Source organism: Pseudomonas sp. H3_E04 (assembly GCF_054668915.1).
This window is the reverse complement of record NZ_CP162797.1, coordinates 2,491,775-2,515,748: the sequence shown is the minus strand read 5'-3', so window position 1 is coordinate 2,515,748 and position 23,974 is coordinate 2,491,775. Positions and strand designations below refer to the sequence as shown.

26 protein-coding genes are annotated in these 23,974 nt (G+C 60.1%); 11 read left to right on the top strand and 15 right to left on the bottom strand.

Features of this window, described 5'->3' with window-relative positions; genetic code table 11:
• The first annotated feature begins 4 nt into the window (after nucleotides 1–4).
• From AB4N53_RS11225 to AB4N53_RS11215, 3 genes are all read left to right on the top strand, one after another.
• Complete coding sequence (locus AB4N53_RS11225; protein WP_039759867.1) at nucleotides 5–241, top strand: glutaredoxin family protein; 237 nt, start codon at nucleotides 5–7, stop codon at nucleotides 239–241.
• 114 nt (nucleotides 242–355) lie between these two features.
• Nucleotides 356–673: a hypothetical protein gene (locus AB4N53_RS11220; RefSeq protein ID WP_016770837.1), complete on the top strand. Its 318-nt coding sequence runs from the start codon at nucleotides 356–358 to the stop codon at nucleotides 671–673.
• A gap of 70 nt (nucleotides 674–743) precedes the next feature.
• A complete protein-coding gene (locus AB4N53_RS11215) occupies nucleotides 744–1,634 on the top strand; it encodes a pseudouridine synthase (RefSeq protein WP_460120517.1) in 891 nt (296 codons plus the stop codon).
• A gap of 82 nt (nucleotides 1,635–1,716) precedes the next feature.
• On the opposite strand, the gene AB4N53_RS11210 is transcribed toward AB4N53_RS11215, so the two are convergent.
• Both AB4N53_RS11210 and mobA read right to left on the bottom strand, forming a co-directional pair.
• Entirely contained in the window at nucleotides 1,717–1,938 is a 222-nt protein-coding gene (locus AB4N53_RS11210) for a YgdI/YgdR family lipoprotein (protein ID WP_016770600.1), read from the bottom strand.
• 78 nt (nucleotides 1,939–2,016) lie between these two features.
• Nucleotides 2,017–2,619, bottom strand: coding sequence for a molybdenum cofactor guanylyltransferase MobA (gene mobA / locus AB4N53_RS11205; protein WP_460120515.1), 603 nt, complete (start codon nucleotides 2,617–2,619; stop codon nucleotides 2,017–2,019).
• A gap of 81 nt (nucleotides 2,620–2,700) precedes the next feature.
• Here mobA and moaB point away from each other — a divergent pair, with 81 nt between their 5' ends.
• Complete coding sequence (moaB, locus tag AB4N53_RS11200; RefSeq protein ID WP_460120513.1) at nucleotides 2,701–3,240, top strand: molybdenum cofactor biosynthesis protein B; 540 nt, start codon at nucleotides 2,701–2,703, stop codon at nucleotides 3,238–3,240.
• Nucleotides 3,224–4,450, top strand: a complete 1,227-nt coding sequence (locus AB4N53_RS11195; protein WP_460120511.1) for a molybdopterin molybdotransferase MoeA — start codon at nucleotides 3,224–3,226, stop codon at nucleotides 4,448–4,450. The genes moaB and AB4N53_RS11195 overlap by 17 nt, the downstream gene beginning before the upstream one ends.
• A gap of 59 nt (nucleotides 4,451–4,509) precedes the next feature.
• Here AB4N53_RS11195 and AB4N53_RS11190 read toward each other — a convergent pair whose 3' ends face one another.
• The gene (locus tag AB4N53_RS11190) at nucleotides 4,510–4,818 is read right to left on the bottom strand and encodes a hypothetical protein (protein WP_460125423.1); all 309 of its coding nucleotides are present in this window, start codon (nucleotides 4,816–4,818) and stop codon (nucleotides 4,510–4,512) included.
• 315 nt (nucleotides 4,819–5,133) lie between these two features.
• Between AB4N53_RS11190 and yegS the strand changes: the two genes are divergently transcribed.
• Nucleotides 5,134–6,051 carry a lipid kinase YegS gene (yegS, locus tag AB4N53_RS11185; protein ID WP_460120508.1) on the top strand — a complete coding sequence of 306 codons (918 nt, stop codon included), beginning with the start codon at nucleotides 5,134–5,136 and terminating at the stop codon, nucleotides 6,049–6,051.
• Here the strand turns inward: yegS and AB4N53_RS11180 are convergent.
• The 3 genes from AB4N53_RS11180 to AB4N53_RS11170 form a co-directional block, all read right to left on the bottom strand.
• Nucleotides 6,035–6,694 carry a response regulator gene (locus tag AB4N53_RS11180; protein ID WP_041478445.1) on the bottom strand — a complete coding sequence of 220 codons (660 nt, stop codon included), beginning with the start codon at nucleotides 6,692–6,694 and terminating at the stop codon, nucleotides 6,035–6,037. The genes yegS and AB4N53_RS11180 overlap by 17 nt on opposite strands.
• Nucleotides 6,691–7,584, bottom strand: a complete 894-nt coding sequence (locus tag AB4N53_RS11175; protein WP_460120506.1) for a sensor histidine kinase — start codon at nucleotides 7,582–7,584, stop codon at nucleotides 6,691–6,693. The genes AB4N53_RS11180 and AB4N53_RS11175 overlap by 4 nt, the downstream gene beginning before the upstream one ends.
• A gap of 463 nt (nucleotides 7,585–8,047) precedes the next feature.
• Nucleotides 8,048–8,518: a hypothetical protein gene (locus AB4N53_RS11170; protein WP_460125420.1), complete on the bottom strand. Its 471-nt coding sequence runs from the start codon at nucleotides 8,516–8,518 to the stop codon at nucleotides 8,048–8,050.
• Between the two features lie 454 nt (nucleotides 8,519–8,972).
• Here AB4N53_RS11170 and AB4N53_RS11165 point away from each other — a divergent pair, with 454 nt between their 5' ends.
• Both AB4N53_RS11165 and AB4N53_RS11160 read left to right on the top strand, forming a co-directional pair.
• Nucleotides 8,973–9,908, top strand: coding sequence for a chemotaxis protein CheV (locus AB4N53_RS11165; protein WP_016770829.1), 936 nt, complete (start codon nucleotides 8,973–8,975; stop codon nucleotides 9,906–9,908).
• A 192-nt stretch (nucleotides 9,909–10,100) separates the two neighbouring features.
• A complete protein-coding gene (locus AB4N53_RS11160) occupies nucleotides 10,101–10,907 on the top strand; it encodes an MOSC domain-containing protein (protein WP_460120504.1) in 807 nt (268 codons plus the stop codon).
• Between the two features lie 72 nt (nucleotides 10,908–10,979).
• Here AB4N53_RS11160 and ppnP read toward each other — a convergent pair whose 3' ends face one another.
• The 8 genes from ppnP to AB4N53_RS11120 form a co-directional block, all read right to left on the bottom strand.
• The gene (gene ppnP / locus AB4N53_RS11155; protein WP_039759849.1) at nucleotides 10,980–11,264 is read right to left on the bottom strand and encodes a pyrimidine/purine nucleoside phosphorylase; all 285 of its coding nucleotides are present in this window, start codon (nucleotides 11,262–11,264) and stop codon (nucleotides 10,980–10,982) included.
• A gap of 71 nt (nucleotides 11,265–11,335) precedes the next feature.
• Complete coding sequence (locus tag AB4N53_RS11150; RefSeq protein ID WP_460120500.1) at nucleotides 11,336–11,878, bottom strand: 3'-5' exonuclease; 543 nt, start codon at nucleotides 11,876–11,878, stop codon at nucleotides 11,336–11,338.
• 70 nt (nucleotides 11,879–11,948) lie between these two features.
• Nucleotides 11,949–13,910 carry an acetyl/propionyl/methylcrotonyl-CoA carboxylase subunit alpha gene (locus AB4N53_RS11145; RefSeq protein ID WP_460120498.1) on the bottom strand — a complete coding sequence of 654 codons (1,962 nt, stop codon included), beginning with the start codon at nucleotides 13,908–13,910 and terminating at the stop codon, nucleotides 11,949–11,951.
• A 292-nt stretch (nucleotides 13,911–14,202) separates the two neighbouring features.
• Nucleotides 14,203–15,000 carry an enoyl-CoA hydratase/isomerase family protein gene (locus tag AB4N53_RS11140; protein WP_460120496.1) on the bottom strand — a complete coding sequence of 266 codons (798 nt, stop codon included), beginning with the start codon at nucleotides 14,998–15,000 and terminating at the stop codon, nucleotides 14,203–14,205.
• Nucleotides 14,997–16,154 (bottom strand): citronellyl-CoA dehydrogenase, encoded by a 1,158-nt coding sequence (gene atuD / locus AB4N53_RS11135; RefSeq protein WP_056788533.1) that lies wholly within the window; start codon nucleotides 16,152–16,154, stop codon nucleotides 14,997–14,999. Before atuD ends, AB4N53_RS11140 begins: the two co-directional genes overlap by 4 nt.
• 30 nt (nucleotides 16,155–16,184) lie before the next feature.
• Complete coding sequence (atuC, locus tag AB4N53_RS11130) at nucleotides 16,185–17,801, bottom strand: geranyl-CoA carboxylase subunit beta (RefSeq protein WP_460120493.1); 1,617 nt, start codon at nucleotides 17,799–17,801, stop codon at nucleotides 16,185–16,187.
• Nucleotides 17,802–17,804: 3 nt separating this feature from the next.
• Complete coding sequence (locus tag AB4N53_RS11125; RefSeq protein WP_110601480.1) at nucleotides 17,805–18,674, bottom strand: SDR family oxidoreductase; 870 nt, start codon at nucleotides 18,672–18,674, stop codon at nucleotides 17,805–17,807.
• A gap of 12 nt (nucleotides 18,675–18,686) precedes the next feature.
• Nucleotides 18,687–20,471, bottom strand: coding sequence for an acyclic terpene utilization AtuA family protein (locus tag AB4N53_RS11120; protein ID WP_460120490.1), 1,785 nt, complete (start codon nucleotides 20,469–20,471; stop codon nucleotides 18,687–18,689).
• A gap of 184 nt (nucleotides 20,472–20,655) precedes the next feature.
• Here AB4N53_RS11120 and AB4N53_RS11115 point away from each other — a divergent pair, with 184 nt between their 5' ends.
• The 3 genes from AB4N53_RS11115 to AB4N53_RS11105 all read left to right on the top strand — a co-directional run bounded on the left by AB4N53_RS11115 (nucleotide 20,656) and on the right by AB4N53_RS11105 (nucleotide 23,269).
• Nucleotides 20,656–21,279, top strand: a complete 624-nt coding sequence (locus tag AB4N53_RS11115) for a TetR/AcrR family transcriptional regulator (protein ID WP_016770820.1) — start codon at nucleotides 20,656–20,658, stop codon at nucleotides 21,277–21,279.
• A gap of 93 nt (nucleotides 21,280–21,372) precedes the next feature.
• Complete coding sequence (locus AB4N53_RS11110) at nucleotides 21,373–22,170, top strand: substrate-binding periplasmic protein (protein WP_460120488.1); 798 nt, start codon at nucleotides 21,373–21,375, stop codon at nucleotides 22,168–22,170.
• A gap of 85 nt (nucleotides 22,171–22,255) precedes the next feature.
• A complete protein-coding gene (locus AB4N53_RS11105; protein ID WP_460120486.1) occupies nucleotides 22,256–23,269 on the top strand; it encodes a GNAT family N-acetyltransferase in 1,014 nt (337 codons plus the stop codon).
• 136 nt (nucleotides 23,270–23,405) lie between these two features.
• Here AB4N53_RS11105 and AB4N53_RS11100 read toward each other — a convergent pair whose 3' ends face one another.
• Nucleotides 23,406–23,960, bottom strand: coding sequence for an RNA polymerase factor sigma-70 (locus tag AB4N53_RS11100; RefSeq protein ID WP_008088195.1), 555 nt, complete (start codon nucleotides 23,958–23,960; stop codon nucleotides 23,406–23,408).
• Between the last annotated feature and the right edge of the window lie 14 nt (nucleotides 23,961–23,974).

Here is a 23,974-nt window from a genome sequence, read left to right as displayed (position 1 = left end):
CGCCATGCCTCCAGAATGTCAGCTGTTCGGCACCCTCGGGTGCCATCTGTGTGAAGTCGCTGAAGCTGAACTGATGCCCTTCGTCGAGCATGGTTTGCTGGTGGAACTGGTGGACATTGCCGAAGACGAATCGTGGTTTGAAAAATACAGCCTGCGCATTCCGGTACTGCGGCGCATCGACACTGGCGCGGAGCTGGACTGGCCTTTCAGTGCCGACCAGGTGGTGGCGTTTTTAGGTTGATGGGGTTGTGCCTGGATGCCTCCGCTGGTCGCGGCAACCCATCCTTGCGTTGGCGCTCGCTGGTTTCTTCGGTTACTGTATGTCCATACAGCAATCGAGTCAGAGGGATTAACCGTGGTCAATGTCGAACAGTTGAAGAGCAGCGTTAACCGGATGTCGGTCGACGTGGTGCGCGAGGCCGTCCTCGAATTGCGCCTGGACGGGCTGGTCACGGAAGGCAAGACGCCGTTCAACAAGCTGCATTTCAATACCTGCTTTGCCGAGATCGAAGCGTTGTTTCAGCGCGCCGGTTATCACAAGCAGCTGGATGTCGTGGGTTATCAGGGTTTGCTGTACGCCTTGTACGATCCGGGTCGTTGGGAGGCGGTCGATGTGTTGCGCTGGCTGAAGGAGTTCACCGAAGCGGCGGCCCTCAAATCGATTCCGGCCTGATCAAACTGCGCTAGGTGGCTTTGCCTCACTGTTGGATAATGCCGGCCTGCATTGAGGACTTCTGTTTCGTATGACCAGCCCCGTATTTTCCGCTGCGCACAATCAGGCCAGCACGTTGTATTTGCCGCCCGGTTCCTGGCTGACGGTATTCGATTGCCTTTGCGAGCACTTCAGTGCCATCGGGCGGGAGCAATGGCTCGACCGGATTGTTCGCGGCCGGGTGCTGGATGCGCAGGGCCAGCCGATTGCGCTGGACTTGCCGTACAAGGAAGGTTTGCGCATTCATTACTTTCGCGAAGTGCCGGACGAGAAGCCGATTCCGGTGGTCGAATCGATTCTTTATGCCGATGAGCATTTGGTGGTGGCCGACAAGCCACATTTCCTGCCGGTGACGCCGGCAGGGGAGTATGTCGAACAAACCCTGCTGCGGCGGCTCATCCGTCGGCTGGACAATCCGCATCTGGTGCCGCTGCACCGCATCGATCGGCACACTGCAGGGCTGGTGATCTTCTCGGCCAATCCGCAGACCCGCTCGGCCTATCAGTCATTGTTTCCAACCCGGCAGATCGACAAGCGCTACGAAGCGATTGCCCCGGCGCTGCCCGAGCTTAATTTCCCTTTGGTGCACAAGAGCCGCCTGGTTGATGGCGAGCCGTTCTTCCGCATGCAAGAAGGGCCCGGCGCCAGCAACACCGAAACGGCGGTGGAGGTGCGTGAGAAAAATGGTGATCTGTGGCGCTATGGCCTGTATCCCGTGACGGGCAAGAAGCATCAGCTGCGTGTGCACATGACGTCGCTGGGAGCGAGTATTTGCAACGATCCGTTTTATCCGACCGTATTGAAAGATGTCGTGGACGACTACACCAATCCGTTGAAGCTGCTCGCCCAAGGGCTGCGCTTCGTTGATCCGGTGACGGGCGAGGCACGAGAGTTCGAGAGTCAAATCACTTTGCAGTGGTGAAGCTGAACCCGCTTTTCGAGCGCCCATGAAAAAGCCCGCATGACAATGCGGGCTTTTCTGTATCCGGTATCGACGCGGAACCTTACAGCTCTTTAACGGTGCGAACCTGATCCTTGTTGATGCGGGTCTCTTTGCCGTCCAGCTGCTGGAACTCGTAGAAGCCCGAATCATCATCGTATTTCGGGGTGTCGACGGCCTGGATTTCGCGACCGTCATTCAAGGTGATCACTGTCGGCGAGGAGCAACCGGCGAGGGTTGCCAGGCCCAGTGCGAGCATGAAAGTGGCGAGGGTCCGTTGAGTCATGAGTGTGTCTCCGAATGGGAAATCTTCTGGTTACTGAGCTTGAGACGTAAACAAGGCTTGAGAGTTCCTTGGATAATGTCAGTCTGACACAGTGTTGTGCAGATGTAACAATTCGGGGGTGTTGAGGTTGGCCAGTCGCGGGTCGTTTTCAGGGCATTGCAATGCGATGGCGTCGAGACTGCGCATCACCCGACCAGGGCTGCGCTCGCCTGCATTCCAGGCTGCTTCGAATGCGGGCAACAGCGCCACGGGGATCACGCACAGCAGTGGTTCCCAATGCTCGCCGTGGCGCAGCATTAAAGGTTTTTCACGTTGCTGGTCGGCAGTAATCAACATGTCTTCCAGCAACGCCTTGTCGATTCGCGGCACATCACACGGCAACACCAGCAAATGCGCATGGCGCGCCGCTTTCAGTCCTGCACGAATACCGGCCAGCGGCCCCGGAAAGTCGCCCTCGTCATCCATGACCAGTTGATCGGCAAACGTGGCATAACGCTCGCGATTGCGGTTGCACGAGATGATGAGATCGTCGGTCAGCGGCCGTACCTTGCGCTGCAGATGCGCTATCAACGGCTCGCCGTGCCACTCGATGAGCCCCTTGTCCTGACCGCCCATCCGTTGGCCGCGTCCACCGGCCAAAAGCAGGACGGAGCATGGTGGCAACGGGCTGTTCAAGGGCATGACGACTCTCCAGAGGGGCGGCAGAAAAATGAGCCGCTGTGATATAACACCGGGCTGTTTCCCCTACAACTGGAAGAGCCTATGAAAGCCAAGGCTGATGTACCTTTCGTGCCGCTCAATATTGCGGTGCTGACTGTCAGCGACACCCGGACCCTGGAAACCGATACCTCCGGACAGGTCTTCGTCGATCGCTTGATCGCGGCCGGCCACGCGCTGGCCGAGCGGGTTCTGCTTAAAGATGATCTCTACAAAATTCGCGCGCAAGTCGCCAACTGGATTGCCGACGATGTGGTTCAGGTCGTGCTGATCACCGGCGGCACCGGCTTCACCGGGCGTGACAGCACACCGGAAGCGGTAGTGTGCCTGCTCGACAAACAGGTCGACGGATTCGGCGAATTGTTCCGCCAGATCTCCGTGGCCGATATCGGCACTTCAACCGTGCAGTCCCGTGCCCTGGCAGGTCTGGCCAACGGCACGCTGGTGTGCTGCCTGCCGGGTTCGACCAATGCGGTACGCACCGGCTGGGATGGCATCCTCGCAGAGCAACTCGACGCCCGTCATCGTCCGTGCAACTTCGTCACCCATCTGAAGCAGGCGGCACCTTGTGAATCCCGTGGGTAAGCCGGGCAAGACCGGCAGCTTGCTGCCCGTCGAAACGGCGCTGGAGCGCTTGCTGGCAATGGCTGATGCGTCGCGGATTGTCGAGCACGAGCACTTGCCGCTGGCTCAAGTCGAAGGGCGGGTGCTGGCTGAAGATCTGATTTCGACACTGGATCTGCCGCCATGGCCCAACAGTGCCATGGACGGCTATGCCTTGAACCTGGCTGACTGGAAAGGTGAGCCGTTGCCGGTCAGCCAGAAAGTGTTTGCCGGGCAGTCGCCGCAACCGTTGGAACCCGGCACTTGCGCACGCATCTTCACCGGGGCGCCGCTGCCGCCGGGCGCCGACTGTGTCGAGATGCAGGAAAACGCCGACGTTCAGGCCGATCAAAGCGTGCGTTTCCTCGAGCCTTTGAAAGCTGGACAGAACATTCGTCCGCAAGGCCAGGAAACCACCGTCGGCGAACTGGTTCTGCAGGCAGGCACCCGATTGGGGCCGATCGAGCAGGGCCTGGCTGCATCATTGGGCTGCGCCGGGCTCAACGTCGTGCGCAAGCCACGCGTGGCTGTTTTGTCCACCGGAGACGAGCTGGTTGAACCCGGTCAGGCATTGGGTCCGGGCCAGATCTACAACAGCAACCGAGTGCTTTTGTGCAGTTGGCTGCTGCGTCTGGGTTGTGAAGTCATCGATGGCGGAATCCTTCCGGATGATCTTCCCGCCACGCGGGCCCGGCTGGGCGAGCTACAGAATGTCGATCTGATTCTGTCCACCGGCGGTGTCTCGGTCGGTGAAGCGGATTTCCTTGGCATTGCCTTGCGTGAAGAAGGCGAGTTGGCCTTGTGGAAACTCGCCATCAAGCCGGGGAAACCATTGACATTCGGCCATTTCCGCAACGTGCCGGTGATCGGCCTGCCCGGAAATCCCGCGTCGACGCTGGTGACGTTCGCCTTGCTCGCGCGCCCATATCTGTTGCGACGCCTGGGTGTGCAAGCCGTCGAACCGCTCAAGTTCGCGGTGCCTGCAGGTTTTGTCTGGCCGATGGCCGGCAACCGACGTGAATATCTGCGCGGGCGCCTGGAGCAAGGGCGAGCAATCATTTATCGCAACCAGAGCTCGGGTGTGCTGCGTAGCGCGGCGTGGGCCGACGGATTGGTGGAAGTCCGGGAGGGCCGTACGCTGAGCGAGGGTGATGAAGTGAATTTCATTGCGCTCAGTGAGCTCCTGGGCTGACTGGACTTGCCTGTGCACGCGTCGGCTGGTGTGCGCGGCGCGTGCAACGATTGATCCGGTCAGTTGCTGATCAGTGACACCAACTGGTCGAATCGGCTGTTGGCCACCCAGCCCAGCAGTCCCAGGATGACAGCAGTTGCACCCGCCGAATACGCGAGACGATGTTTTATCGTCCGCACATCATTGAGTACTTCGTCCATGTCGCGGCGGATGTATTTGAAGTGGGTTTCCAGCTCGCTGACGCGGGGTTCCATATCAAACTCTCCACTGGTCTTGGCGCTGTTACAGAATTCTGGTTTTTTGCTGGCACGGCTTTCGGCGAGAGCGGCGACCGGACTCACCGGTGCCTTGGTTTCATTGCTGCGCATGGAAGTACCCGCTGATCGTATCAACTGCATGCCTGCTGGTTTGTCCATTGCTCGATTCATGAAAATAAATCGGGGGGTATCCGTTCATTACCGGCACATCCTTGTGTTATTGGGTTGAAGGTCGATGCTGCCGGCACACGGTGACCCAAGGGGCGGGCGGGGTCAATTAAGCCGATTCCTCTTGTTTCGTAAGAAAAAATACCGCCGTGTAGGACGCCAGTTGTTGGAAGAGGAATTAATTGCCAGCTCCATGGCTTTTTTAAGGCGCACAGTGGTCAAGATGTTTCAATCGATTTCAATTCTTGGAGTGACTTTATGAGTGAACGCCGGGCACTGCTGATCCTGCATGGCAAACAGGCACTCAACGAGGATGTCCGCACCGCCGTCGAAGCCAGGCGCGAGCAAGGCTGGGAGCTGGCCGTCCGAGTGACCTGGGAGGCCGGTGACGCTCAGCGTCTGGTCGAAGAGGCGCTGGCAGCGGGTTACACGAAAATCATTGCCGGCGGCGGCGACGGCACCTTGCGCGATATTGCCGAAGCGCTGGCTCAGCATCCGCAAAAAGCCAGTCTTGTCCTGCTACCGCTGGGCACTGCCAACGATTTCTCCCGCGCCGCCGGTATTTCGCTGGAGCCGGCGCAGGCGCTGGATTTGCTCGACGTCGAGCCTTCGGATATCGATCTGGGCGAAGTGGGCGGACAGATTTTCCTGAACATGGCCACGGGCGGATTCGGCAGCCAGGTCACTGCCAATACGTCGGAAGACCTGAAAAAGGTCTTGGGTGGCGCTGCGTACCTGTTCACCGGCCTGACCCGATTCAGTGAGCTGCATGCCGCTTACGGCGAATTGCAGGGGCCGGATTTCCATTGGCAGGGTGAGCTGCTGGCGCTGGGCATCGGCAACGGTCGACAGGCGGGCGGTGGTCATGTGCTGTGTCCGGATGCGCAAGTCAACGACGGTCTGCTCGACGTCAGCATTCTGCCGGCACCGCAGGAGCTGGTCGGCACGCTGAAGAATCTGCTGAGCGAGGGCTTCGGCCTCGATAACATGTTTGTGCGGGCTCGCTTGCCGTGGGTCGAGATCAAGGTTGCCGAAGGGTTGAGCATCAATCTCGATGGCGAGCCGCTGGAAGGCGACAGTCTGCGTTTTGTCGCCAAACCTGCCGCGTTGCAGGTGCACCTGCCGAAGGGCTCGCCGTTATTGGGCCAGCAAGCGGCGATCAGTCATCCAGGCTGATGATCTGCTCACGTACTGCGAACAGTACCAGACCGGCCACGTCGTAGATTTGCAGGCGCTTCATGATCTGCGCGCGATGGGTTTCCACGGTCTTGACGCTCAGGCCCAGACCGTTGGCGATTTCCCGTGTGGACTTGCCTCGTACGATCAGCCTGAGGATCTCTAACTGGCGCGCCGTCAGATTGTGCGAGTCGGCGATGTCCGGCTGGCTTTTCTGGTTGCGGGTCAGTGCCTGATTGATCACGGTATGAGCAATGGCCGGGCTAAGGTAGCGTTCGTTGTTGCGCAGGGCCTCCAGCGCGTGCTCGAGCTCGGTGGCCGTGGTGTCCTTGAGCAGGTAGCCGTGGGCGCCGGACTCCAGTGCCTGCATGATCAGTGCCGGATCGGTGTGCATCGACAGGATCAGAACCTTGCTCTGCGGGCGCACGCGCTTGAGGCGTTGCAGCGCTTCCAGACCACCGGTTTCTCTCATCGAGATGTCCAGCAATACGATGTCCGGGCTCAGTTGCTCGACCATTTCAAGCAATTGCGAGCCATCACTGGCTTCGCCGATTACCGCGTAACCGGGAATATCCAGTACCAGAGCGCGCACGCCGGCTCTGATCAGCGAGTGGTCATCCACCAGAAGTAAGTTGCAAGTCAACGCATAACCTTATTCGTACTGGCCCGTTCGAGCGACCGAGGCGCCCATGGGAAAAGTGCTTCGATTCTTGTGCCTTTGCCCGGCTCGCTTATAACACTCAATGTGCCGCCCAACTGTTCGATGCGCTCGGCCATTCCGGCCATGCCGCGTTGGCCTTCTCTGGCCGGATCGGCTGCCGGGGTGAAACCGAGACCGTCATCGCTGATCAACAAAGTCAGACCTTGCGGCAGACGCTGTACCTGAATCAACAGGTTTTTCGCCTGTGCGTGCCGCAGGATGTTGGTTACGGCTTCCTGAGCGATGCGAAACGCCGCGACGGCCATTTCCTCGGGAATGCCATTGAGTCGTTGCTGACAGTCGAGGCTCCAGTTCACCGGCGTGTTGGCGAGGGTCTTGAGCAAGTGTGCACGCAGGCTGGCTTCAAGGCCCAGGCTGGTCAATTGGCGCGGATTGAGAATGGCCGAGACGTCACGCACTTTGTTCAGGGTTTCATCCAGCGTGTCGCAAAGTATCGTGCACTGCTCCTGGAGTTCTGCCGGCAGGCGACGTTTGAGCCAGTCACTTTGCAGCTTGGCGGCGGTCAACAATTGTCCGATATCGTCGTGCAATTCACGGCTGAGGCGATGGCGCTCATTTTCCTGCACCTGCAACAGACGGTCAGCCAGCTCTTGCGGCTGAAACTTGATCGACTTGCGCGACAAGCGATATTGCACCCAGACGCAAGCAGTGGCGGCGACGTCGAGAGCCAACAACCCCAGCGGAATGCGCGCGGAGAAAATATAAGCCAACAGGCTGCCCAGGGTCGCCAGAACACATATGACGAGTGTGAAGCGTCGGGCATTTTCCCGCGAGGGTGGCCATGTGGTGAGTGACTTTAGACTGGCGTACATAACGGATGGAGCCAATGGATGTTCGCTGCGGGCAGACCGGCCGGTGGCTGGCGGATCTCTGTGTGGAAATACTGTCAATTATGTTATTGATTCAAACCGCATTCATTACGCAATCATTGACTGGCAATAATATTGTCAAGCAAACGCTGGAATCACTGTGCCATTAACCGGCGGGCCATTAACCGGCGGCATAATACCACTTAACATACCGTTGGTCGCGGTCGCTATATATGTCCATTCAGTCAGGAAATACTGGATCGTGGACGCAAGTTCCATATTGGAAAAAGTTGGAGTTGCTGTATTAGGGTCACTTCGATGTGCCGGGAAGTGACACTGGGTACACACAGGGAAAACCCTGATGGGGGCACTTGCAAATTAACCGTTGGTCGGGCTGATTATTTCACCCGGATTGTCGCTGGTGGGTAAGAACTATTCATTTACGACAATACCGTCGCCTGTGTCATCAAGCCTGGCGCGCCGTGAGAGAGGCTGAGAGCAAACGTTTGCTGCTCATTTTCGGCTCAAATGTGTCCTGGCCCATTTGTGCCGCGAAGGCTTCGAGCAGATCAGTCTGTTCACTTTCATCAAGGCTCAACTGCCCGGTCTTGTGGTCGACCAGCTCAAGCTGCCAGGCCATCAGGGTCAAGCAGTCGCGAAGCGCATCGAGGGCCTGTTCGTGCAGATCGACGTGGTCCTGCTTCAAATTGAGCAGACTGTAGATATGCAGGGAAAACTCGGAGATTGCTTCCAGTGCCAACGCTTCGGCGCGGCCTGCCAACTTCAGCAGAGTGCCGAGCATACAGTCGATGGCATCCTTGTCATTGCTGATCAGTTGCAGATGGCTCAGGCATTCTTCGGACTTGGCGAGAAGCGTTTCGGCCTCGACCAGAAATTCGGGGAAGCGTTGCGCCCAGTCTTTACGGTCGATTGGCATGTTCATCTCCACCACGTCGTGTTGGTTGACGGATGGCCGGGTGTGGCGACGATCGTGAATCGTCGGCAGATCGCGCCCGGCGGTGCAGGTGCACAGACCGAGAGGTTCCAGAGGGTGGGTTGCCACTGAATTGCGATCGCACACAATAGCCTGACTCCGTTCATGCAATGAGAATGGCGTCACAGTAATGGCTATTGGAAATGGCGAATATCAGGTTGGGCCTGATTGATCCTAGGGGAATCCCTTAGGCGCGGGAACCTAACGTGCAAACCGAGGTCGCGCCGCAATGAATCTAGCAGATGAAATCACGATTGCCAGTAAAGCATGATGTCAGTGTGACATCAATGGCCGTTTATGGCATTTTTAGCGGCGCGCTTTACAGCAATCAAGATTAGCTGAATGCAGCCGATAAACCCCCATAGTGAATTCATCAGAACAAGCCCAGGAGTCATTGATGGCCGGCATTCTCGACACGGTAGACCAACGCACGCAACTGGTGGGTGAGAATCGCCTGGAAATCCTCATGTTTCGCCTGGCCGGACGCCAGCTGTTCGCGATCAACGTGTTCAAGGTTCAGGAAGTGCTGCAACTGCCAAAGCTGACCCTGATGCCGCAGCGTCATCCCTTTGTTTGCGGCGTGGTCAATCTGCGCGGCCAGACATTGCCGGTGATCGACCTGTCCCAGGCAATCGGCATGCGCCCACTGGTGCCGGGCCCGAACAGCACGATCATCGTCACCGAATACAACCGTTCGGTGCAGGCCTTCCTCGTTGGCGGTGTCGACCGCATCGTCAACATGAACTGGGAAGCCATTCTGCCGCCGCCGACCAGTGCCGGCCGTCAGCATTATCTGACCGCGATCAGCAAGGTCGACGATCAACTGGTCGAGATCATCGACGTCGAGAAAGTCCTCGCTGAAATTGTCCCGTACAACGCCAAGGTCTCGCGCGAGAAACTCGACGACCCGGTACTGGAGCGCGCCCGTGGCCGCGAAGTGTTGCTGGTGGACGACTCCAACGTAGCGCTTTCGCAATTGCGCGATACCCTCGGCCAGCTCGGGGTGAAAATGCACATTGCCAGTGATGGTCTGAAAGCCTTGAACATGCTCAAGGCCTGGGCCGATACTGGCGTGCACATGACTGACAAACTGCTGATGATCTTCACCGACGCGGAAATGCCGGAAATGGACGGCTATCGCCTGACCACGGAGATCCGCAACGATCCGCGCCTGCGCGGCCTTTACGTCGTGCTGCACACCTCGTTGTCCGGCAGTTTCAACGACTCGATGGTGAAGAAGGTCGGCTGCGACAACTTCCTCTCCAAATTCCAGCCGGACAAACTGGTCGACGTGGTGCGCCAGCGTCTGATGCTCGACGCCGTGCCGGCCTGAAGCACGCACATCTTGCTTCCTGTGGCAGCGAGCCTGCTCGCGAAAGCGCAGGATCGGACACATTGATGGTGAATGTGTCGGCCTGTTCGCGAGCAGGCTCGCTCCCACAGAAGTGTTTTTACATTAATGACGGCTTTGATTCGGTATTGAAGCTCGTATAGGGTGGCGTTTTTCCCTCCAAGGAAGCTGGCCATGCTGCGTCTGAGCGCGCTTTATCGTTACCCGTTGAAATCCGGCAAGGGCGAAATCCTGCAAAGCATCGAGCTGGACAAGCTCGGGCTGGCGGGCGACCGACGCTGGATGCTGGTGGACGAGGCCAGCGGGCGCTTTCTGACCCAGCGTGCCGAAGCGAAGATGAGCCAGTTGTCGGCATTATGGAATGCTGGCGGCGGTCTGACCCTGAGCGCTCCCGAGCAGGGTTCAATCGAAGTCGCGCTACCGGCTGCCGACGCCGAGCTGCGCGGTGTGACGATCTGGCGTGACACGCTGCGGGTGCCGGACGCCGGTGATCTAGCCGCGCGTTTTGTCAGCGACTTCCTCGGCAAGCCGACACGCCTGGTGCAAATGCCGCTCGAGCGGGCGCGCACCACGCAGTCGGGTTTCGGCAAGGATGACGATCAAGTGGCGTTCGCCGACGGTTATCCATTGCTGCTGATCGGCGAAGCCTCGCGGCTGGCGCTCTCGGAAACGGTAGGGCGAGAGCTGGAGATGCTGCGCTTCCGTCCGAATCTGGTCATCGAAGGCAGCGCGCCTTACGCCGAGGACAACTGGAAACGTATTCGCATCGGTGAAATCGAATTCCGTGTGGTCAAGCCGTGTGCGCGTTGCATCATGACCACTGTTGACCCGCAAACCGGTGAGCGCAGTGCTGATCGTGAACCGTTCGCGACGTTGCAGAAACTTCGCAGCACCGCTGACGGCGCGATGTTCGGGCAGAATCTGGTCAACGACGGCAACGGCCGCCTGGAAGTCGGCATGCCGGTGGAAATTCTCGAATAGGTTGTCGCTCAAACGAAAAATGCCCGGGTCTTTTGGACACGGGCATTTTTTTGCGCTGTGAAAACTGCGGGATCAGCCGCGGTATTCGCACAGGTAAGCAGTATCGACGGCGACTTTCAGCTGGAACTTGCTGTTGGCCGGAACGTTGAACTGGCTGCCGGCGGCGAAGGTTTCCCAGTCGCTGCTGTCTGGCAGTTTTACGCTCAGCGCGCCGGAAACCACGTGCATGATCTCGCGCTGGCTGGTACCGAATTCGTATTCGCCCGGGGCCATGACGCCAATGGTCGCCGGACCTTCGGCGGTGCCAAAGGCGATCGACTTGACGGTGCCGTCGAAGTACTCGTTGACTTTAAACATGGGCGGATTCCTCGAAAAGGGCTTAAAAGGGGGCGGCCAGTATGCACAAGGCTTTTCGCGCCGTCACGCGCCTAAAGTGGCAGGACCAGCGGTAATAATCGTGCGGTGTTGCGGGCATCTTCCAGCGCGCGATGTTGTTGGCCGTTGAACTGCATGCCCGCCAGTTGCAGCGCGCCGTTGAGGCCCAGCGGTCGCTCCAGGCGCCGGGCCTTGGCGAAGCGCTGTTTGAGGTTCATGTGCTGCACTTTGCTCAGGCCACTGTTGATGTTCAGGCGCTGCCATTCCTGCAGCAACTGCTGGCGATCATAGCCGCCCCAACTGGCCCAGCCTTCAAGGCGAGCCTGATGCTGCGCCAGCCAGCGCTCAAAGGCTGGCCAGACCTCGCTCAGCGGTTGTGCCGAATCGATGTTGGCTTGAGTGATGTGCGTCAGCTCCCGACAGAATGACGTCAGCAATGGACGGCGGGTCGGTTTGACGAAGCGCTGGAAGTGATCCTGCTCGCGCCCGGCACGGTCGACCAGGGTCGCACCGATCTCGATAATTTCCATTTCCGTGACCGGCCAGCCACCCTCGTCTGTGGTGGCTTCCAGATCTATGACCAGCCAATGGGGCATCGCAGGGTTCCTGATTTCCGCGTTCTGATTTATCAGAGCGTAGTCAAACCCCGCGCTTGTGTCCGGGCGACTACTCGACCTGCAACAGAACCTGACGATTTTTTACCTGATCGCCAACCTTCACTTGCACCCTTTTGAGCACGCCATCAATGCCGGCCTTCAACGGATGCTCCATTTTCATCGCCTCGAGCACCACCAGCAATTGACCCTTGCTGACCGTACTGCCTTCGCTGACCAGCACGTCGACAATGGCGCCGTCCATCGGAGCTTTCAGGGTGCCGGAGGCGACGCTGGTCTGACTGCCGATCGGCGCATGAGTTCGATCCTCCAGGCGCAGGCTGCCCGGTTGGGTGAACAGCCACAGTTGCCCATCGTGCAGACGATAGGCGTGGCGCTGGCGCAGGCCGTCGACCTCCATGGTCACCGATTGGGCGGTGTGCTCGATGATTTCCAACTCCAGCGTGCGATCGCCGACCTGCACGACATATTCACCGGATTTGCGCGCCAGCACCGACAGCGTCCAGTCCTGTTCGTCACTGCCGAGTCGATAGTGCAACGGCACGCTGGCGTTGTTGCGCCAGCCATTCAACGGGGCGCGATGGGGCAGGGCGCTGGCCTGATAGAACAACGCCACGGCAATCGCCAGTTGCGCCGTGGTCGGCACATAAGTGTTGAGGCTGGCATGGCTGGAGAAATGTTGCTGGATGAACGCTGTGCTGAAGTCGCCGCTGATGAACTGCGGATGTTGCAGCAGGCCTTCGAGCAAGCGCTGATTGCTCTGCACGCCAAGCAGCACGGTGTCCTGCACCGCACGCAACAGCTTGCGCCGCGCCTCTTCACGAGTAGCACCGTGGGCGATCAGTTTGCCCAGCATCGGGTCGTAGAACGGGCTGACCGACTGACCTTCAAACAGGCCGTGATCAATCCGCGCGCCGTGCGCCAGCGCTGGCTGCCATGCGGCAACTCGGCCGGTTTGCGGGAGAAAATCCGCTGCGGGATCCTCAGCGTAGAGGCGCACTTCCATGGCATGACCGTCAAGGCGGATTTGCTCCTGGGTCAGTGGCAGCGGCTGGCCTTCGGCGACCAGCAACTGCCAGGCGACGAGGTCTTGCCCAGTGATCATTTCCGTCACCGGATGTTCGACCTGCAGACGGGTGTTCATCTCCAGAAAATAGAACTGCCCGCGCGCGTCGAGCAGAAACTCCACGGTGCCGGCGCCGACATAATCCACCGCGCGCCCAGCCTTGAGCGCCGCCTCACCCATGGCCTGACGCAGCTCGGCGGTCATCACCGGGCACGGTGCTTCTTCGATGACTTTCTGATGGCGGCGCTGGATCGAGCAATCGCGTTCGCCGAGATAGACCAGATTGCCGTGCTGGTCGCCGAACAGCTGTACTTCGACATGGCGTGGCTCGATCAACGCCTGCTCGAGAATCAACTCGTCACTGCCGAAACCGTTCATTGCTTCGGACCGCGCGGTGCGCAGTTGCGCCGCCAGTTCGCTGGCCTCGTGCACCAGGCGCATGCCACGTCCACCGCCACCGGCGCTGGCCTTGATCATCAGCGGATAACCGATGCGCTCGGCTTCGGCCAATAGGGTCGCGTCGTCCTGCGCTGCGCCTTGATAGCCGGCAATGCATGGAACCCCGGCATCAAGCATGGCGATCTTCGAAAGACGTTTGCTGCCCATCAGCTCGATGGCTTCGACACTGGGGCCGATGAAGATCAGCCCGGCTGCGGCGCAAGCGCGGGCGAAATCGGCGTTTTCCGAGAGGAAGCCGTAGCCGGGGTGAATGGCGTCGGCACCGCTGCGGCGGGCGGCGTCGAGAATCGCCTGAATGTTGAGGTAGGACTGTTGCACTGGTGCCGGGCCGATGTGCACGGCTTGGTCGGCCATTTGCACGTGCAGCGCATCGGCGTCGGCGTCGCTGAAAACGGCGACGGTGCGATAACCCAGCGCCTGGGCCGTGCGCTGGATGCGGCAGGCGATTTCACCGCGGTTGGCGATCAGGATTTTCTGAATGGCTGGCATGGTGGGTTTCCTGAAATGATAGCGGTGAATGGGATGGCCTCTTCGCGAGCAGGCTCGCTCCCACATTTGGAACGAATTTCAACCGCGAATTCGGGCGCTCCTGAGTTTTGGGTGGCGAAGGTGCGGGCCTCTTCGCGAGCAGGCTCGCTCCCACATTTGGAACGCATTTCAACCGCGAATTCGGGCGCTCCTGAGTTTTGGGCGGCGAAGGTGCGGGCCTCTTCGCGAGCAGGCTCGCTCCCGCATTTGGAATGCATTTCAACCTGTGGGAGCGAGCCTGCTCGCGAAGCTTTTAGCTGACCCACCGAGGTTTGCGCTTCTGCATAAAAGCCATGGTCCCCTCGATTCCCTCGTCTCCGGTCACCGCCACGCTGAACCACTGCGCGGCCTCATCAAGCAGTTCACTCGATGGCTGCCCGGCGCTCGCCAGTAGCAAGGCTTTGGTCGCGGCATTCGCTTCAGGTGCGCAGCGCAGCACCTGTTGCAAGACCTCATCCAGTCGCTCGGCCAGCGCTTGCGCATCCTGTTCAACGAAATGCACCAGGCCCAATCGCTGCGCCTCAGCGCCATCGAAACGCGCCGCTGTCAGGGCCAGGCGGCGGGTTTCGGTCAGGCCGATCCGTTGCACCACAAACGGTGCGATTTGCGCCGGGATCAGGCCGAGGCTGGTCTCCGGCAAACCGAACTGCGCCTGGTGATCGGCCAAGGCAATATCGCTGACGCAGGCCAGACCGAAGCCGCCGCCGAGCACCGCGCCTTGCAGCACAGTGATCAGCACTTGTGGCGTGTGTTGGGCTTGTTCCAGCAACGCACCGAACGCCCGGTTCAACTCGCGGTAAGCGTCCGCACCCTGCGACCGTGCGGTGGCCATGTCCTTGATGTCGCCGCCGGCGCAGAAATGCCCGCCGGCACCGCTGAGCACCAAGGCCCGCACTGTGCGGTCATCGCGTATCGCCGCCAGCACCGCGCGCAGTTCGGCGACCATTTGCAGGCTCATCGCATTGCGGCTGTCCGGGCGGTTGAGGGTGATGTGCAGCACGCCGCCATGCAGTTCCAGCAACAGCGTCTGGCAATCGGGCAGGCTGCTCATTTCTTTTTCCCCGGCAGGATGCCCATCAGTTTGCAGATGATCCCCAGCATGATTTCGTCGGCGCCGCCGCCAATCGATACCAGACGCACGTCGCGATAGGCGCGGGCCACCGGGTTGTCCCACATGAAGCCCATGCCGCCCCAATATTGCAGGCAGCTGTCGCTGACTTCACGGCCGAGGCGTCCGGCCTTGAGCTTGGCCATCGACGCCAGTCGGGTGACGTCCTGACCTTTGATGTATTGCTCGGTGGCCTGATAGACCAGCGCGCGCAGGCATTCGATTTCGGTCTGCAATTCGGCGAGGCGGAAGTGGATCACTTGGTTATCGATCAGCGCATTACCGAAGGTCTTGCGCTCCTTGCAGTACTCGATGGTGCTGTCGATGCAATATTCCAGGCCCTTGATCATGTTTGCCGCGCCGAACAGGCGTTCCTCCTGGAACTGCAGCATCTGCATCATGAACCCGGCGCCTTCATGGCCGATGCGGTTGCGCTGCGGCACGCGCACGTTGTCGAAGAACACCTGGGCGGTTTCCGAGCTACGCATGCCGAGCTTGTCCAGGTGCGAGCTGAGGCTGATCCCGGGGGTGTTCATCGGCACCATGATCAGCGACTTGTTGATGTGCGGTTTGTCGTCGGAAGTGTTGGCGAGCAGGCAGATGAAGTCGGCGCTCGGCGAGTTGGTGATCCACATCTTGCTGCCGTTGATCACGTAGTCATCGCCGTCCTTGCGCGCTGTGGTTTTCAGCCCGGCGACATCGGAGCCGGCGCCGACTTCGGAAACGCCGATGCAACCGACCTGTTCGCCCGTGATCGCTGGACGGAGGAATTCTTCGCGCAATTCATCGGAGCCGAAGCGGGCGAGGGCGGGTGTACACATGTCGGTCTGCACGCCGATCGACATCGGAATCCCGCCGCAATGAATGGTGCCGAACTCTTCGGCGGCGACGATCGAATAGCTGTAGTCGAGGCCCATGCCGCCGAATTTTTCCGGCTTGGAAATGCCCAGCAGGCCCAGTTCACCGGCCTTGCGGAAAATTTCGTGGATCGGAAAGCGCCCGGCTTTTTCCCATTCTTCGACGTGCGGGTTGATCTCGTGCGTGACGAACTGGCGAACGGTGCGGCGCAGGGCTTCGTGTTCCGGGGTGAAGATCATTGTTGTTGTTCTCCGTAGGATCCGTGGCGGTCAGAAGCGGCTGACGCCGAAGCTGTTGGGTTGCAGCGTGCGCATGTCGGCTTCGTGACAGATATCCAGCAAGTAACCGAGCAAGGTGCGGGTGTCGCGTGGGTCGATCAGGCCGTCGTCCCACAGGTTGGCGCTGCCGTACAGTGCGGTGGATTGGCTGTCGAGTTTCTGCGCGGTCATCTGCTCGAGCATGTCGAGCATTTTCGGATCGGGCTCGATGCCGTCCTTGAGCTGTTTGGCTTCGGTAACGATGCGCAGAACCTTGCCGGCCTGCGCGCCACCCATCACTGCCGTGCGGCTGTTCGGCCAGGCGAAGATGAAGCGCGGATCGAGGCCGCGTCCGCACATGGCGTAGTTGCCGGCGCCGTAGGAACCGCCGACAACGATGGTCAGTTTAGCCACCCGTGCGTTGGCCACCGCTTGGATCAGTTTCGAGCCATGCTTGATCACACCTTGCTGCTCCGATTCGGTGCCGACCATGAACCCCGTGGTGTTGTGGAAAAACAGCAGCGGCGTCTGGCTCTGGTCGCACAGCTGAATGAACTGCGCCGCCTTGCTCGCGCCGTTGGGTGTGATCGGGCCGTTGTTGCCGATGAAGCCGCAGGCGCGGCCCTGGATTTTCAGTTGGCCGCAAATGGTTTGCTGATCGAACTCGGCCTTGAATTCGAGAAAGTCCGACTCATCGGCAATCCGCGCGATGATTTCGCGCACGTCGTAGGGCTTTTTCGCATCGTCCGGGATCAGCCCCAGCAATTCGTCGACCGGATAGAGCGGCTCTTTGAATTGCCGCTCCGGCAGCCAGGGCAGCTGTTCGTTCCACGGCAGCATGCGCATGATGTCGCGCACCTGACGGATGCCGTCAGCGTCGTTTTCAGCGAGATATTCGGCGGTGCCGGCGACCTGCGCATGCATCTCGGCGCCACCCAGCTCTTCATCGGTGGCGACTTCACCGGTCGCGGCTTTGAGCAGCGGCGGGCCGGCGAGAAACAGCTTGGCCTTGCCGCGCACCACCACCACGTAATCCGACAAACCCGGTTGATAGGCACCGCCCGCCGTGGCCGAGCCGTGCACCACGGTGATCTGCGGCAAACCCATGGCCGACATTCGCGCCTGATTGGCGAAACTGCGCGCACCTTCAACAAAAATCTCCGCCGCGTAGTTGAGATTGGCGCCGCCGCTTTCGGCGAGGGTAATCATCGGCAGTTTGTTTTCCCGAGCGATCTGTTGCAGGCGCAGGGATTTTTTCAGGCCGCTCGGCGAGATCGTGCCGCCCTTGATCGCGCTGTTGTTGGCGACCACCATCGCGCGGATTCCGCAGACATAACCGATGCCGGCAATCAGCCCGCCACCGGCCGAACTGCCGTCCTTGTCGTCGTGCAATTTGTAGCCGGCGAGGCTGGCCAGTTCGAGGAACGGCGCGCCGGGGTCGAGCAGCAGGTTCAGGCGCTCGCGGGGCAACAGTTGCCCACGTTTTTCGAATTTGTCTTTGGCTTCGGCGGCCTTGTTCAACAGGTTCTGTTCGAGCTGCTGCACCTGCCCGATGGCAGCGAGCATGGCCGCGCGGTTTCGTGCGAAGGCTTCGCTGTGCGGATCGAGTTGCGACTGGATCTGCGCCATGGCTTACTCCTTGTCCTTGAGCACGTCAGGTAGATAGGCGCGGTGAAAGCCGTTGAACGATTCGCTGTGGCTGGCCTTGTGCAGCGGCCAGGCACGACTGCCGAGGCTGGCGGCGCCGTCGATTTTCACTGTGGTGCCGCTGATGAATGCCGCCGCCGGGCTGAGCAGAAACACGATTGCCGCACTGACTTCCGATTCGGTGCCGATGCGCTTGAGCGGCACGTGCTCGCGCAGGGTCGGGATCACCGCTTTGAATGCGCCCTCGTAAGTGTCCATGCCGCTGGAGGCGATCCATCCGGGCGCCACCGCGTTGACCCGGACCCCGGCGTAACCCCACTCGAACGCGGCGGTCTTGGTGAAGTTGTCCATGCCCGAACGCGCCGCGCCCGAGTGGCCCATGCCGGGCATGCCGCCCCACATGTCGGCGAGCATGTTGACGATGCTGCCGCCGTGTTTGCTCATCGACTGGTTGAACACTTCGCGGGCCATCAGAAAACCGCCGACCAGATTGGTCCGCAGCACGGTTTCAAAACCCTTCTGATTGATCGAGGCCAAGGGCGACGGATACTGGCCGCCGGCATTGTTGACCAGACCGTGGATCGGCCCGTGTTCGGCGATCAGCTCTTTGACCAGTTGCTTGACCGCTTCTTCATCGCGGATATCGCAGGCCTTCCAGTGCGCGCGGCCGCCGTCCTCGGCGATTTCGGCGGCGACTTTTTCCAGCTTTTCCGGCTTGCGCCCGACCAGCAGCACATTGGCGCCGAGCGCCGCCAGTTCATGGGCGGTGCAGCGACCGATGCCGCTGCCTCCACCGGTGACAATCAGGTTCTGGCCGCTGAACAGATCGGCGCGAAAAATCGACGCGTAAGCCATGCACACCATCCTCTAGTCGAGCTGTTCGGCGATGCTCTGTGGCACCGGGATCTGGATTTCCAATAGTTGCTGGGCGAAGGCCTTGCCTTGCGGGTCGATACGCAAACTGGCGACACCGCCACCGCCGAGGGCGTTTTCCAAGAGAAAGTTGAGGCTGTGGGTGCCGGGCAGGTACCAGCGTTCGACACGTCCGAGCACCGGATCGAGGACATGACGCATCCAGTCGACCACCACCGAAGTGGTCAGCGCTTCGGCGATCCACGGCAGGTAATCGGGATGGCGCGGCATCACGCCGATGTTGCTGTGGTTGCCCTTGTCGCCGGAGCGCGCCACCGCCAGTTTCACCAGCGGCACACTGGCATCGGCGCGGCCCTGGGGTTTGGGCGGTTGCTGGGCGAGCGGCAAATCTGCACTGTCGAGCGCGATCAGGTCGGGCAGGGCGCACGGATGACGTTCGCCGGCAATCTCGACTTGCAACGTGCAGGCGCTTTTATCGATGAGGAACGAGAACAGGCGGATGACTGGATACACGGTCGGACGTCCGCCGACGATGCCGGTCAAACCCGGCGCCATACCGGTCGCAGCCTGGGCGATTTCTTTGGAGAACAGCACCAGCGCGCGTTTATCGGGATGGCGCACAGCGATTTTGATTACCACTTCACGGCTGTCGCGGCGCTGGCCGTGGGGGCCGTAGGTGGCTTCGCTGCCGAGCAGCTCGACGTGGGTTTCGCTGTAGGGCGACCAGCCGCGCAAGCTGAACATCTCGGCGGTCTTGTCGATGATTGCCTGACTGACGCGCCGCGCCTTGTCCACTGCGTCGATGCCGGCCATCAGGCAACTGGCGGTGCAGCGAAAACCGTCCGGGTACGTGGCGCTGACCTTGTATTTGTCGGTGGGCGGCAGGCCTTTGGCACCGTGCACGTGCACGACGTTTTTGCCTTGTTGCTGGAGTTTGACCTGGCTGAAATCGCAGATCACGTCGGGTAACAGATAGGCCTGCGGATCGCCGATTTCGTAGAGCATCTGCTCGCCGACAGTCAGCGGCGTGACCAGGCCGCCGGAGCCTTCGGGTTTGCTGACGAGGAACTGGCCATCGGCGCTGACCTCGACGATCGGAAAACCAATGTGCTCGTAATCCGGCACCTCGCGCCAGTCGGTGAAATTACCGCCGGTGCACTGCGCGCCGCATTCGATGATGTGCCCGGCCAGCGCGGCCTGGGCGAGTTTGTCGTAGTCGTGCCACGACCAGCCGAACTCATGAACCAGCGCCGCGCTGACCACGGCGCTGTCGACCACCCGGCCTGTGATGACAATGTCGGCACCCAGGCGCAGAGCGTCGACAATCCCCGGCGCGCCGAGGTAGGCGTTGGTCGACACGCACACCCGCGGCAGTGGCGCGCCGCTGAACATTTCGCGAATGTCGGCGGGGTTTTTGAGCTGTCCTTGCAAGTCGTCGCCGAGCAATACGGCAATCTTCAGCTGGACCCCAGCCTGGTCGCAGGCCGCTTGCAGGGCCGTCGCGCAGGCCTGCGGATTGACCCCGCCAGCATTGCTGATCACGCGGATCTTCTGTTCGGCCAGTTGCGTCAGCAGCGGCGCCAGCACTTCGATGAAATCACTGGCGAACCCGGCCTGCGGGTCTTTCAGGCGCGCGCCGGCCATCAGCGACATGGTGATCTCGGCCAGATAATCGAACACCAGATAGTCGAGCTTGCCGCCCGCCACCAGTTGGGCGGCAGCGGTGGAGGTGTCGCCCCAGAAGGCACTGGCGCAGCCGATTCGCACGGTGGTGGGCATTTTTATCTCCGACTCAGGGACCTGCGACAGAAGTGTCTGGAGGCTACCAAGCAAGCGCTTGGTTTGTAAACAGGCGAAACATTCTTCTGCCCAAGCGCTTGCTTGGTGCCCGCGCGCGGCTTAAATTGCGCGCAACCCTGCGGTTACAGGGGGCAACACACTGATCGACTGTAGGAGAGAACGGGTGGACGAGCAAAAAGCCCTGCGGGTCATGCGCGAACTGGTCGACCAAGGCCAGTTGACCGACCCGGACAGCGCCCGTGGCAAATTGCTGCAAGTGGCGGCTCACCTGTTTCGCAACAAAGGCTACGAGCGCACCACGGTGCGTGATCTGGCCAGCGCTGTGGGCATTCAGTCGGGCAGTATTTTTCATCACTTCAAAAGCAAGGATGAAATCCTGCGCGCAGTGATGGAGGAAACCATCCGCTACAACACCGCGTTGATGCGCGCAGCTCTGGCCGAAGCCGGCGACGTGCGCGAGAAAGTGCTGGCGCTGATTCGTTGCGAGTTGCAGTCGATCATGGGCGGCAGCGGCGAAGCGATGGCGGTGCTGGTGTACGAATGGCGCTCATTGTCAGAAGACGGCCAGGCTAAAGTCCTTGCATTGCGTGACGTTTATGAAGACATCTGGCTGCAGGTTCTGGGCGAGGCCAAGGACGCCGGCTATATTCGCGGCGACGTTTTTATTACCCGACGTTTCCTCACTGGCGCACTGTCCTGGACCACCACCTGGTTCCGTGCCGGCGGCAGTTTGAGCCTCGATCAGCTCGCCGATGAAGCGCTGATTCTGGTCCTCGAAGCGCGTTGAACGGTTGTCGGACCGGCCGACAAACTGGCTAAGTCGGCGAAACCGCCTAGCTTGAATGCATTGATCGCTATTTTTTTCGGGGAGTGGGGTGTTTTGAAGTCTTCGCCAATTCGGACAGCCGCCGGGCTGATGCTCGCTGCGCTGGCTGCGTTATGGGTATTGCCCGCTCAGTCAGCGCAATTGGTCCGGGTCGGCGCCGCGCATTTTCCGCCCTATACGATTCGCCCGGAAAACGGCGCCGACACCGGCCTGTTGCCGCAATTGATCGAGGCGCTGAACCGCTCGCAGGGCGAGTATCAGTTCGTCCTGGTGCCGACGTCGATCCCGCGCCGTTTCGGGGATTTCAAGCAGGGCCGTATCGACATGGCGATCTTCGAGAACCCCGAATGGGGCTGGAAGGAAATTCCTCACGAGGATGTCGACATGGGCCTGGAAGACGCCGAGATTTTTGTCGCCCAGCGCGAGGACGGCCGCCAGCAGAACTACTTTTCCAGCCTGTCAGGCAAGCGCTTGGCGCTGTTCAGCGGTTATCACTACGAATTCGCCAACTTCAACGCCGACCCGAAATTCCTCGCGCACAACTACAACGCCACGCTGACCTATTCCCACGACAGCAACCTGCTGATGGTCCTGCGCGGGCGCGCCGACATTGCCCTGGTGACCCGTTCCTATCTGTTCGATTACCTGCTGCGCAACGAAAAGGTTCGCGATGCGCTTCTGGCATCCCAGCGTACCGATCAGATCTATCACCATTACGCGATTCTGCGGCCAAGCGCTCCTATAACCGGCGAAGCGTTCGGCAACCTGTTGCAGCGTTTGCGCGAAAACGGCGAGTTGTTGAAGATTTTCGAGCCGTACAGGATAGCCGTGGTGCCGGTGCCTCATCACTGAAGCGCAGTTTTCGTCCCGCGCTTAAATTTCACCTCCCGGCTCACGTCACTTCGTTGAACTGTCGACGATTACGTGAGCCCGACCCATGTCCAATCTGAATGACCTGACTGCCCTGGCATTGCCCTCGGGCAGTCGCTTGATCGCTGATGCTACCGAGAGCCGGCTGAGCCTGAGCCTGGAGGGACAACCGTTGATTCGGCTGCGCCTGGACCGCGAGGCCAATGGCCCGATTCAGCTTGATGAACGTTTTGCCCTGCCGCCCGGGCAAGCCTTGTGGGCCGCCTGTTATTGGCTGTTCGCCCGTGACCCGGCGTGCCAGCAGCTGACCTGGCAACTCGATCAGCCGCCGACCGAAGCCTTGCTCAGTGGTTTGCTGATCAACACCGAAGTCGCCGGTGAGTATCGCTGCGAGCGCACGCTGTTCTGGCAACTGCCGCAGCCGTGGCTGGGCGCTCCACTGGCCGGCAGCTACCCGCAGCAAATGGTCATCAGCCAGGGCAAGCGCCATCCGCTGCGACCGGTGAAGCCGCGCGGTGAAGTCTATCGGCGTTTCGATGCGCGACTTGGCGCGTGGATTTCCTTGCGAACGCTGGAAATCGAGGAAGATCTGTCGCGCTTCAATCGCTGGCAGAACAGCCCGCGCGTGGCGAGTTTCTGGCAGGAGGAGGGCAGCCTCGAGCAGCACCGCGAATATCTGAACAAGCTCGATGCAGATCCGCACACGCTGACCCTGATCGGCTGTTTCGATGATCAGCCGTTCGCTTATTTCGAAGCCTACTGGGCGAAGGAAGATCGCATCGCGCCGTTCTACGATGCTGGCGATTACGACCGTGGCATTCACATGCTGGTCGGCGAGGAGAGTCATCGCGGCCCGCACAAGGTGGCGAGCTGGTTATCGGCGCTGGTGCATTACCTGTTTCTCGATGATCCGCGCACCCTGCGCGTGGTTGCCGAGCCGCGTGCAGATAACGCGAAGATGATCGGGCACATGCACAACCAATGCTTTCACTGCGAGAAGGAATTCGATTTTCCGCACAAGCGCGCGGCATTAATGATTCTGGGGCGGGAGCGGTTTTTTGATCGGTGCAAGCTGGCCTGATGCGTTCGGCCTCGGCTTTCGTTTGAATCTGAGGCCGCTTTCGCGAGCAGGCTCGCTCCCACACTGGATTTGTGTCGTTGATCAAACCCTGTGGGAGCGAGCCTGCTCGCGAATGGCTTGACGCAGAATCCGGATCCTAACGACGACCCGCGATCACCGCATCCCGCCGACTGCCCGAAACCTTGCGGCAGTGCACCAAAGCATCACGAATCATGAAGTTGACCAGGGTTGGCGATACGCCCAGTTCCTTGGCGATGTCCTTTTGCGGTACGCCGTGCAAGCGGTACATCTCGAAGGCATAGCGGGTGCGGCTGGGCAGTTCGGTCAGCGCATCGGCGATGTGTTCCAGGGTCGAGAAGTTGATGTGCGAAGTTTCCGGCGAAGCGCCCTGAATCACCACGTTCAAGCCTTCCTCTTCCGGGCCTGAGTATTTCTGTTCGAGCGCCTGCTTGCGGTAGTGATCGATGGCGAGGTTGCGCACGATTTGGAACAGGTAGCTCAGCTGAGCCTTGATCGACGACGTGATCGGCGGCGCCGATTGCAGTCGGAAAAACGCATCCTGAACCACGTCTTCGGCACGAGACCTGCAGCCGGTAATGCGCGCTGCAATCTTGACCAGAATCAGTCGATTGTCGACGAATGCCTGAAGTAGCGGTGAATCGCACCTGCTTGTGGATACTTGTTCCGTCATGGAAATCACCTTGC

Bases quoted from the DNA above. Each gene is read 5' to 3' on its own strand.
- AB4N53_RS11140 (WP_460120496.1), bottom strand. From the start codon at position 15,000: ATGAGCAGCCTGCCCGATTGCCAGACGCTGTTGCTGGAACTGCATGGC.
- atuC (WP_460120493.1), bottom strand. From the start codon at position 17,801: ATGGCGCAGATCCAGTCGCAACTCGATCCGCACAGCGAAGCCTTCGCA.
- AB4N53_RS11145 (WP_460120498.1), bottom strand. From the start codon at position 13,910: ATGCCAGCCATTCAGAAAATCCTGATCGCCAACCGCGGTGAAATCGCC.
- mobA (WP_460120515.1), bottom strand. From the start codon at position 2,619: ATGCCCTTGAACAGCCCGTTGCCACCATGCTCCGTCCTGCTTTTGGCC.
- AB4N53_RS11175 (WP_460120506.1), bottom strand. From the start codon at position 7,584: ATGTACGCCAGTCTAAAGTCACTCACCACATGGCCACCCTCGCGGGAA.
- yegS (WP_460120508.1), top strand. From the start codon at position 5,134: ATGAGTGAACGCCGGGCACTGCTGATCCTGCATGGCAAACAGGCACTC.
- AB4N53_RS11225 (WP_039759867.1), top strand. From the start codon at position 5: ATGCCTCCAGAATGTCAGCTGTTCGGCACCCTCGGGTGCCATCTGTGT.
- AB4N53_RS11105 (WP_460120486.1), top strand. From the start codon at position 22,256: ATGTCCAATCTGAATGACCTGACTGCCCTGGCATTGCCCTCGGGCAGT.
- atuD (WP_056788533.1), bottom strand. From the start codon at position 16,154: ATGATCTTCACCCCGGAACACGAAGCCCTGCGCCGCACCGTTCGCCAG.
- AB4N53_RS11215 (WP_460120517.1), top strand. From the start codon at position 744: ATGACCAGCCCCGTATTTTCCGCTGCGCACAATCAGGCCAGCACGTTG.
- AB4N53_RS11190 (WP_460125423.1), bottom strand. From the start codon at position 4,818: ATGCGCAGCAATGAAACCAAGGCACCGGTGAGTCCGGTCGCCGCTCTC.
- AB4N53_RS11160 (WP_460120504.1), top strand. From the start codon at position 10,101: ATGCTGCGTCTGAGCGCGCTTTATCGTTACCCGTTGAAATCCGGCAAG.
- AB4N53_RS11100 (WP_008088195.1), bottom strand. From the start codon at position 23,960: ATGACGGAACAAGTATCCACAAGCAGGTGCGATTCACCGCTACTTCAG.
- ppnP (WP_039759849.1), bottom strand. From the start codon at position 11,264: ATGTTTAAAGTCAACGAGTACTTCGACGGCACCGTCAAGTCGATCGCC.
- AB4N53_RS11210 (WP_016770600.1), bottom strand. From the start codon at position 1,938: ATGACTCAACGGACCCTCGCCACTTTCATGCTCGCACTGGGCCTGGCA.
- AB4N53_RS11150 (WP_460120500.1), bottom strand. From the start codon at position 11,878: ATGCCCCATTGGCTGGTCATAGATCTGGAAGCCACCACAGACGAGGGT.
- AB4N53_RS11125 (WP_110601480.1), bottom strand. From the start codon at position 18,674: ATGGCTTACGCGTCGATTTTTCGCGCCGATCTGTTCAGCGGCCAGAAC.
- AB4N53_RS11170 (WP_460125420.1), bottom strand. From the start codon at position 8,518: ATGCCAATCGACCGTAAAGACTGGGCGCAACGCTTCCCCGAATTTCTG.
- AB4N53_RS11120 (WP_460120490.1), bottom strand. From the start codon at position 20,471: ATGCCCACCACCGTGCGAATCGGCTGCGCCAGTGCCTTCTGGGGCGAC.
- AB4N53_RS11165 (WP_016770829.1), top strand. From the start codon at position 8,973: ATGGCCGGCATTCTCGACACGGTAGACCAACGCACGCAACTGGTGGGT.
- moaB (WP_460120513.1), top strand. From the start codon at position 2,701: ATGAAAGCCAAGGCTGATGTACCTTTCGTGCCGCTCAATATTGCGGTG.